The 8,221-nt window shown below is 60.9% G+C and carries 9 protein-coding genes; 4 read left to right on the plus strand and 5 right to left on the minus strand.

The window, feature by feature from the left end; all coding sequences use genetic code 11:
• The 3 genes from AC1DU9_RS28880 to AC1DU9_RS28890 all read right to left on the minus strand — a co-directional run.
• On the minus strand, window positions 1-659 hold a 659-nt coding region (locus AC1DU9_RS28880; RefSeq protein ID WP_477811185.1), incomplete at its 3' end, for a cysteine desulfurase family protein.
• A gap of 206 nt (window positions 660-865) precedes the next feature.
• Window positions 866-1,480, minus strand: a complete 615-nt coding sequence (locus tag AC1DU9_RS28885; RefSeq protein WP_223463469.1) for a LysE family translocator — start codon at window positions 1,478-1,480, stop codon at window positions 866-868.
• Between the two features lie 101 nt (window positions 1,481-1,581).
• On the minus strand, window positions 1,582-1,851 hold the full coding sequence (locus AC1DU9_RS28890) for a hypothetical protein (protein WP_477756046.1): 270 nt from the start codon (window positions 1,849-1,851) through the stop codon (window positions 1,582-1,584).
• A 291-nt stretch (window positions 1,852-2,142) separates the two neighbouring features.
• On the opposite strand from AC1DU9_RS28890, the gene AC1DU9_RS28895 reads away from it, so the two are divergent.
• Window positions 2,143-2,601, plus strand: coding sequence for a VOC family protein (locus AC1DU9_RS28895; RefSeq protein WP_477811186.1), 459 nt, complete (start codon window positions 2,143-2,145; stop codon window positions 2,599-2,601).
• Window positions 2,602-2,665: 64 nt separating this feature from the next.
• Here the strand turns inward: AC1DU9_RS28895 and AC1DU9_RS28900 are convergent, their stop codons facing one another.
• Together AC1DU9_RS28900 and AC1DU9_RS28905 are read right to left on the minus strand one after the other, a co-directional pair.
• Complete coding sequence (locus tag AC1DU9_RS28900) at window positions 2,666-3,991, minus strand: ATP-binding protein (protein WP_477811187.1); 1,326 nt, start codon at window positions 3,989-3,991, stop codon at window positions 2,666-2,668.
• Entirely contained in the window at window positions 3,988-4,668 is a 681-nt protein-coding gene (locus tag AC1DU9_RS28905; protein ID WP_477811188.1) for a response regulator, read from the minus strand. Before AC1DU9_RS28905 ends, AC1DU9_RS28900 begins: the two co-directional genes overlap by 4 nt.
• A 154-nt stretch (window positions 4,669-4,822) precedes the next feature.
• Here AC1DU9_RS28905 and dsbD point away from each other — a divergent pair, with 154 nt between their 5' ends.
• Genes dsbD through dsbG form a run of 3 tightly spaced genes read left to right on the plus strand, consistent with a single transcriptional unit; the run spans window position 4,823 to window position 8,156 of the window.
• Window positions 4,823-6,559 carry a protein-disulfide reductase DsbD gene (dsbD, locus tag AC1DU9_RS28910; RefSeq protein WP_477811189.1) on the plus strand — a complete coding sequence of 579 codons (1,737 nt, stop codon included), beginning with the start codon at window positions 4,823-4,825 and terminating at the stop codon, window positions 6,557-6,559.
• Window positions 6,559-7,413, plus strand: a complete 855-nt coding sequence (locus AC1DU9_RS28915; protein ID WP_477811190.1) for a TlpA family protein disulfide reductase — start codon at window positions 6,559-6,561, stop codon at window positions 7,411-7,413. Before dsbD ends, AC1DU9_RS28915 begins: the two co-directional genes overlap by 1 nt.
• Entirely contained in the window at window positions 7,389-8,156 is a 768-nt protein-coding gene (gene dsbG, locus AC1DU9_RS28920; RefSeq protein ID WP_477811191.1) for a thiol:disulfide interchange protein DsbG, read from the plus strand. The genes AC1DU9_RS28915 and dsbG overlap by 25 nt, the downstream gene beginning before the upstream one ends.
• Window positions 8,157-8,221: the final 65 nt, after the last annotated feature.

The following is an 8,221-nucleotide window of genomic DNA, read 5'->3' on the forward strand; positions in this document are numbered from 1 at the left end:
CCGACGTACAACGCGCCGATGCCTTTGGGGCCATAGAGTTTGTGCGCGGAAAACGACATCAGGTCCACCGGCCACTGCCCGAGATCGATCGCCACTTTGCCCGCGCCCTGTGCGGCGTCGACATGGAACAACGCCCCGCGATCACGCACGACCTGACCGATGGCGGGAATGTCGTTGAGGGTGCCCAGTTCGTTGTTGACCAGCATCAGTGACACCAGGAAGGTGTCTTCGCGCATGGCTTCGCTTACCGCTTGCGCCGTGATCAGGCCCTCGGCGTCCGGTACCAGATAAGTCACCGCGACACCGGCATCCTGCAGTTGCTTCGCAGTATCGAGAATGGCTTTGTGTTCGATCTGGCTGGTGATGATATGGCCGCCGCCAATGCCGCGGGCCTGAGCCACGCCTTTGAGCGCGAGGTTGTTGGATTCGGTGGCGCCTGAGGTCCAGACAATCTGCTCGGGCGTCGCGCCGACCAGTTCGGCGACCTCGCGTCGCGCCTGCTCCACCGATTGCCGGGCCTGCTGGCCGAAGACGTGGGAGCTGGAGGCCGGGTTGCCGAAATTGCCGGTAAAGCCCAGACACTCGACCATCACCTTGATGACTCGCTCATCCACCGGCGTGGTGGCGGCGTAATCGAAATACAACGGACGTTTATTCATAAAAGACTCGCAGAGCGTGTTCCGGGATCAGGAAGCTCGTGACTGCAAACGGCAAAGCGCAGCCTTGTGAGCTGCGCGCTGTTTTCAGAACGCTACCAATACCTGATCGGATGCCGTTAAAGAAGAACTACTTCATTTAAAAGTGCGTAGGAACGCTCCTGAAAAGTCAGCTTAACAGGCATCGGGCAAGCGGTTGAAGCAATGCGTCAGCTAAAGCTTTCAAGCAACAGCGGATACAGCGAACCCACGAGCAGCGCGGCCATGCCCCAATTGAACAGGCGCAGCCAGCGGCGATCCTGCAGAACGTTGCGCAACAGTGTGCCGCAAGCGGCCCAGACACCGACGCTCGGCAGGTTGATGATGGCAAAAACCGCCGCAATCACGATCACATTGGTGAAGTAACCCTGCATCGGCGTGTAGGTGCTGATGGCGCCAATGGCCATGATCCAGGCTTTGGGATTGACCCACTGGAATGCGGCGGCGCCCAGATAGCTGATCGGTTTCGCCTCGCCCTGCTGGCTCTCCGAGATTGGCCCGGAATGGGCGATTTTCCACGCCAGATACAGCAAATACGCCGCCCCCACATAACGCAGTACGGTGTAGAGCAAAGGGTAAGTCTGGAACACCGCGCCAAGGCCGAAACCAACCGCCACCACGAGTACAAAGAAGCCACAAGTGATGCCGAGCATGTGCGGAATCGTGCGGTTGAAGCCGAAGTTCACCCCGGATGCCAGCAACATGGTGTTGTTCGGGCCGGGTGTGATTGAAGTAACGAGAGCAAACAGGGCGAAGCCCAGCAGCAGGTCGAGAGAGAGCGTCATGGGTGGCAGTCCGTCAGGGTCAGTCAGGTGTTGACCCTATCGCACACCCAGGGCGAAACCCATGGACAGTTACGCGAAACTTGGAGCAGTACAGTTTCGCCTCAGCTTGGACGACCGTGAAGCTGTACAGATCGCCCGGCGTTCATTTCACCCTGGTTGTCGAAGTTGAACGATTTTTGCGGCTGGCCGAGCAGCTCGGCTTTTTTCGCGTGGTATTCGTCGAAGGACAGACCGCGGCGGTTCAGCGCCTCCAGTGCCAGTTCCTTGCTTTCTTCAGCGGTGTAAGGCCGAAGCTCAGGGGAAACATGGCTGGCACATCCGGCGAGTACGGAGACGGCGAGCATCAGCATCGTTGCGATCATCGGTTTCATTTTTGGCGTCCTGGCGACTGGGTTCGAGGCAATGAACACAGGCTACCCGCGCCTCCCGGGCAGCAGAAATCAACGCTTTCAATAGTGGCTATCAAGAAATGGCGATCATTGTCGATGTGCCGGGGGAACGCGGGCCGGAGACGCACTGGTGGGAGCCGGCTTGATGGCAGTTGGATGGCATTGCTGCTCGTCGGACACTCGCTGAGTACGAAACAGGCTGGCCTATATTTATTCGGTCGTATAACGGCAGAGGTACTTTCTATTCACACATCCGGAACAGGGAGATCCATCATGAGCGTCAAACCCATTCCAGAGGGGTATCACAGCATCACCCCCTACCTGGGCATCAACAAAGCCGCCGAAGCCATCGCCTTCTACAAAAAAGCCTTCGGCGCCATTGAAGTCATGCGCCTGAACATGCCCGATGGCGGTGTCGGCCACGCCGAACTGCGCATCGGCGATTACCCGATCATGCTGGGCACACCGTGCGATCAAGGGCCGCTGAGCAACCCGGACAATTCCCCGTCCGTGGGTCTGCATTTGTACGTGCAGGATGTCGACAAGTCCTACAAACAGGCGATCGATGCCGGCGCAACCGTTGTATCTGAGGTCAAGGATCAGTTTTACGGCGACCGTTCAGGGACCTTGAAGGATCCCTACGGGCACCTGTGGTTCCTGGCCACGCGCAAGGAAGACCTGACCCAAGCGCAGATCGAGCAACGGGCGAAGGAGATGTTTGCCCAGAGTTGAAATCCCTGGTGTTGGAGCGGGCCTCTTCGCGAGCAGGCTCGCTCCCACAGGGTTTTGTGGTTTTTCAGATCGGTTGCAACGGCATCGTCAGTTCAACCCGCAAGCCGTCTGGCCGACTATCGAAATGCAGCGTGCAACCGCAACGCTGAACGATGGCCTGGACAATCGCCAGCCCCAGACCACAACCGGTACTCTGGCCGTTGCGCCAGAAGCGCTGGGTCAGATGTTGCAAATCTTCCTCGGCAATCCCCGGCCCATGGTCGCGCACCATGAACTGCACACGATTGCCGCTGGTTTCCAGGCTCAACTCCACCGCTTTGTCAGCGGGGGTATGGCGCAACGCGTTGTCGAGCAAGTTGCGCAGCGCGGCAATCGACAGCACGGCGGGCATTTGTACCGGCGCGGCGGAGACCTTGCCCGGTGCCTGAAACCTGATGCGCTGGCGATCGCCGCTCGCCGCGTCCTGGATCGCCAGTTTCGCCACTTGCTCGGCGTTGCATTGCACACCGTCGTCAAACGACAGACTGCCCTCGACGCGCGCCAGCAACAGCAATTGTTCGAGGGTCCGGTGCATGCGGTCGGCGCCCTCTTCGGCCCGGGCCAGGGACTGGTCCCGGGCGCTGCCGTCAGTCATCCGCGCCACTTGCAGGTGGGTCTTGATCGCGGTCAGCGGGCTGCGCAGTTCGTGGGCCGCGTCTCCGGTCAGGCGACGTTCGCGCTCGATGGTCTTGCCGATGCGCTGGAGCAACTGGTTCTGGGTTTCCAGAAGGGGTTGCAACTCGCTGGGCAACGGCTGGATCTGCAAGGGTTCGAGGGAGTCGGCGCTGCGGCGCATCAAGGCGTCGCGCATGCGGTTGAGCGGCGCCAGCCCCTGGCCGATGCCCAGCCAGAGCAGGCACAGGCACCCGAGCAGGGCCACGCCCACCGGCACCGACGCGGCCAGCAGGATCGACATGTTCAACGCTTCGCGCTCGATCTGCCGGTCGGCGGTGGTGATGCGCAGATCGCCCCGGGCCAATGTGAAACTGCGCCACGGCGCGCCGTCGATCATCTGATCGTGAAAACCGAGTTTCTCTGCCTCCAGGGCCTGCTGTGGTTCGGTGTGACTGCGGGCAAGGATTTCACCGCGCAACGAGCTGACCTGGCAGGCCATGCCACCCGGAATGTTCAACTGTTCGGCACTGAAGTGGGTGCCCTCGCCTTTGCTCGGCACGGGCGGCAGTTGCTCCATCAGGCCGGCCACCATGCGCGCCGACGCCACCAGCCGCTGGTCGAGGGAAAACATCATTTGATTACGCAAATCGCTGAGCATCCAGGCCGCGGCCAGGGCCCAGATCAACGCAAATGCGGCGCCGAGCGTCAGGCTCAGGCGCAATCGCAGACTCATCACTTCGATTCTTCTCCGCCATCAGCCGGCCCCAGGCGATAACCCAGGCCGCGCACGGTCTCGACAATACCGTTGCCGAGTTTGCGCCGCAGGTGATGGATATGGACGTTAAGGGCGTTGCTTTCCAGTTCGTCGTTGAAACCGTAGACGCTGTCCTTGAGTTGCTCGGTGGACAGTACCCGGCCACGGTTATGCAGCAAGGCTTGCAGCAATGACTGCTCGCGACGCGACAGGTCCACCGGTTGGCCCGCGAGCATGGTTTCGCGGCTGCTCGGGTCGTAGGTCAGGGCTCCGTGTTCGATCAGGTTGACGCTGCGCCCCGCCACCCGTCGCAACAGCGTATGCAGGCGTGCAGCCAACTCACGCAGGTCGAACGGTTTGAGCAGGTAATCATCAGCGCCAGCTTGCAGGCCATCGACGCGGTCGGTGACCGAGTCCCGGGCGGTGAGGATCAGCACCGGCAACTCCAGGCCCTGATGACGCAATTGCTGCAGCAGCTTGAGGCCATCTTCGTCCGGCAATCCGAGATCGAGCACCATGACATCGAACTCCGCCACCTTGAGCATTGCCCGGGCGGCGGACGCCGTGGAGACGTGCTCCACGGTCAGACCCTGGGCGGTCAGACCGGCGACGATACCGCTGGCGATCAGTTCATCGTCTTCGCAAACCAGTACGTGCATGGGGAGCCTCGTAGAAATAAAGCCTATCAAGCCATTGACCGATTAAGTCGACATTATGCCGCAAGCGCCACCGCCACAAGGCCGGGGCGGTTAATCATCGGTTAATCGCCACCCGCCACTGTGCACCTCATTAGCACAGGGCAAAGGCTTATCCATGCGTCGTCTGTTTTTACTTTTTACCCTATTGATCGCGGGCCTGGCCCAGGCGGGAACCAATCCGTTCGACACCAAACCTGAATTTCTCCCGGTTGATAAAGCATTCACGTTTACCTCTGAACGTCTGGATTCCGGTGAAACCCAGCTCTATTGGCAGATCACCGACGGCTATTACCTGTACCAGAAACGCTTGAAGTTCGATGGATTGCCTATCGCGCAGCATCCTCCGCTGCCGGAAGGTGAAGCCCACAGCGACGAGTTTTTTGGCGAGCAGCAGGTCTACCGCCAGGGTCTTGAACTGAAGATCCCGGCGGGTGCCAGCGGCACGGTCAAGGTCAGTTACCAGGGTTGCGCCGATGCCGGTTTGTGTTATCCGCCGCAAACCAGAGTCGTGGACCTGGGCAACGCCAATGCGCAGAGTGCGGCCAATGAAGCACCGGACCAGGCGCTGGCCAGCAGCCTGCAACAACGGGCGCTGGGCTGGAGCCTTTTGCTGTTCTTCGGCCTGGGCCTGTTGCTGGCCTTCACGCCTTGCTCGTTGCCGATGCTGCCGATTCTGGCCGGGTTGATCGTCGGCAGTGGCGCCACACCCAAACGCGGTTTCGCCCTGGCCAGCAGTTACGTGGTCAGCATGGCGCTGGTGTATGCGGCGATGGGAGTTCTGGCCGCATCCCTCGGGGCTAATCTGCAAGCCTGGCTGCAGAACCCTTGGTTGCTGGGCAGTTTCGCGGCGATTTTCGTGGTGCTGGCGCTGCCGATGTTCGGCATCTTCGAACTGCAACTGCCGGTGGCCGTACGCGATCGCCTGGAAAACGTTTCGCGCAATCAACGTGGCGGCAATCTGATCGGCGCCGGGGTGCTGGGAGCGCTGTCCGGCCTGCTAGTCGGCCCGTGCATGACCGCACCGCTGGCCGGTGCCCTGCTCTATATCGCGCAAAGCGGTAACGCGTTGCATGGCGGATTGATTCTGTTCGCCATGGGCATCGGTATCGGCGTGCCGCTGCTGTTGCTGGTGACCGTCGGCAATCGTTTCATGCCCAAACCCGGCGCCTGGATGAACCTGGTCAAAGGCATTTTCGGCTTTCTGTTCCTCGCCACCGCGTTGCTGATGCTGCGGCCGGTGCTGGACGAATCCCTGTGGGTCGGATTGTGCGGTGCACTGCTGTTGATCACGGCCTACAGCGCCTGGAAACAGTCGGAAGGTTTCGGCCGTATCGCACACTTGTTTGGCGCCAGCTCGTTGTTGCTCGGTTTGTGGGGTGGCCTGTTGGTGATCGGTGCGGCCGGTGGTGGCGACGATCCATTCAAGCCATTGCAGGTCTTCCGCGCCTCGAACCAGGCGGTGGCCACCGTGCCGGTTGGCCACGATGCCTTCACCACCATCAAGGATCCGCAGGCACTGCAACGGGAACTCGACGCCGCACAGGCTCAGGGCCAATGGGTGCTACTGGACTACTATGCCGACTGGTGCGTGTCGTGCAAGGTCATGGAAAAACAGGTGTTCGGCAAAGCCAATGTCATGGAAGCCCTGAGCGACGTGCGCTTGCTCCGACTGGACGTCACCGCCGACAATGCCGCCAGCCGCGAACTGCTCGGCCGTTACAAAGTGCCAGGGCCGCCCAGCCTGCTGTGGATCGGTGCTGACGGTGAAGAGCGTCGCAGCCAGCGCATCACTGGCGAGGTCGATGCGGACACTTTCCTGCAACGCTGGACCAACACCCGAGACGCCCGTTAATGCTGACCTTCACCCTCGGCACCTTTGCCATTGCGCTTAATCATCTGCTGCTGATCAGTGCGCTGGCGCTGGCCACGTTTGTCGGCTGGTGGGTGGCCAAACGTGGCGGTGACAACCCCGAGTCGGTACTGTTCAGCCTGTTTCTACTGGGCATGCTGGCGGCCCGAATCAGTTTCGTGGTGGTCTATTGGGCCCACTATCGCAACGATCCGTGGCAGGTCATCGACCTGCGCGATGGCGGTTTCCTCGCCTGGCCGGGAGTGATTGTGGTTTTGCTTGCCACGCTGTATCGCGGCTGGCGTCGCCCGGGTTTGCGCCGTCCACTGGGCTTTGGCGTGGCCAGTGGCCTGGCGTTCTGGTTGCTGGGGACGTTCTCCCTGTCGATTTATGAACAAGGCACACGCCTGCCGGAAATCACCCTGCGCAATGCCGCCGGCGAAACCGTGCAACTGGCCGACTACAAGGGCGGCCCGTTGGTGATCAATCTCTGGGCCACCTGGTGCCCGCCGTGCCGCCGGGAAATGCCGGTACTGGAAAACGCCCAGCAACACCGGCCAGACCTGACCTTCCTGTTCGTCAATCAGGCGGAAAGCATGCAAAGCGTCGCGACCTTTCTGGAAACCCAAGGCCTGAGCCTGTCCAACGTGCTGTTCGACGGCGGCGGGCGTCTGAGCCAGGCCGTCGGTTCCATGGCATTGCCGACTACGCTGTTCTACAACCCCGAGGGTCGCCTGCTGGGCAGCCATCTGGGCGAGCTGTCCGAAGCCAGCCTGGCCCGCGCGCTGGAAAATTTCGACACCGTACCCGCCACCTCTTCAAGGAAATTGCCATGTCCCGCCTCCGCCACCTGCTGACCCTGAGCCTCGGTGCGGCCCTGATTCACCTGCCAACGGTGCAGGCCGAAGAGTTGCCCGATGCCATCAAGAAAATCGAGGCCAAGGGCGCGAAAATCGTCGGCCAGTTCGATGCCCCCGACGGCTTGCGCGGTTATGCCGCGCAATACCAGAACCGCGGCATGGCGCTGTACCTGACTCCGGACGGCAAACACGTGTTGCTGGGCAACCTGTATGACGCCGAGGGCAATGACCTGAGCAGTGCGCCCTTGCAGAAACTGGTGTATGCACCGATGGCCAAGGAGGTCTGGGCCAAGTTCGAAACCAGCAACTGGATCGGCGACGGCAAAAAGGATGCGCCGCGCGTGGTGTACCTGTTCAGCGACCCGAACTGCCCGTACTGCAACATGTTCTGGGAACAGGCCAGGCCGTGGGTCAAGGCCGGCAAGGTGCAGTTGCGCCACATCATGGTGGGCATCATCCGCGAAGACAGCCCGGGGAAATCCGCCGCCCTGCTCGCGGCCAAAGACCCGGAAAAAGCCCTGCAGGATCACGAAGCCGCTGGCAAGGACAGTTCGCTCAAGGCCTTGAAGGAAGTGCCGCCGGTGATTCAGGCAAAACTCGCGGCCAACATGCAATTGATGGAAGAGTTGGAGCTGCAGGCGACACCGGCGATCTTCTACATGGATGACAAAGGTAATCTGCAACAACAGCAAGGCGCGCCGTCGCCGGACAAACTGCTGAAGATTCTCGGACCGATGTAGGTTTACCTTTTCTGGGTAGTGACTGCACTGACGCCATCGCGAGCAAGCTCGCTCCCACAGGGATT

It is taken from the genome of Pseudomonas sp. P4_C1 (assembly GCF_056402155.1).

What these genes read in the sequence shown, in the direction of transcription:
- AC1DU9_RS28885 (WP_223463469.1), bottom strand. Translation starts at nt 1,480, where the DNA reads ATGACGCTCTCTCTCGACCTGCTGCTGGGCTTCGCCCTGTTTGCTCTC.
- AC1DU9_RS28890 (WP_477756046.1), bottom strand. Translation starts at nt 1,851, where the DNA reads ATGAAACCGATGATCGCAACGATGCTGATGCTCGCCGTCTCCGTACTC.
- AC1DU9_RS28895 (WP_477811186.1), top strand. Translation starts at nt 2,143, where the DNA reads ATGAGCGTCAAACCCATTCCAGAGGGGTATCACAGCATCACCCCCTAC.
- AC1DU9_RS28905 (WP_477811188.1), bottom strand. Translation starts at nt 4,668, where the DNA reads ATGCACGTACTGGTTTGCGAAGACGATGAACTGATCGCCAGCGGTATC.
- dsbD (WP_477811189.1), top strand. Translation starts at nt 4,823, where the DNA reads ATGCGTCGTCTGTTTTTACTTTTTACCCTATTGATCGCGGGCCTGGCC.
- AC1DU9_RS28915 (WP_477811190.1), top strand. Translation starts at nt 6,559, where the DNA reads ATGCTGACCTTCACCCTCGGCACCTTTGCCATTGCGCTTAATCATCTG.
- dsbG (WP_477811191.1), top strand. Translation starts at nt 7,389, where the DNA reads ATGTCCCGCCTCCGCCACCTGCTGACCCTGAGCCTCGGTGCGGCCCTG.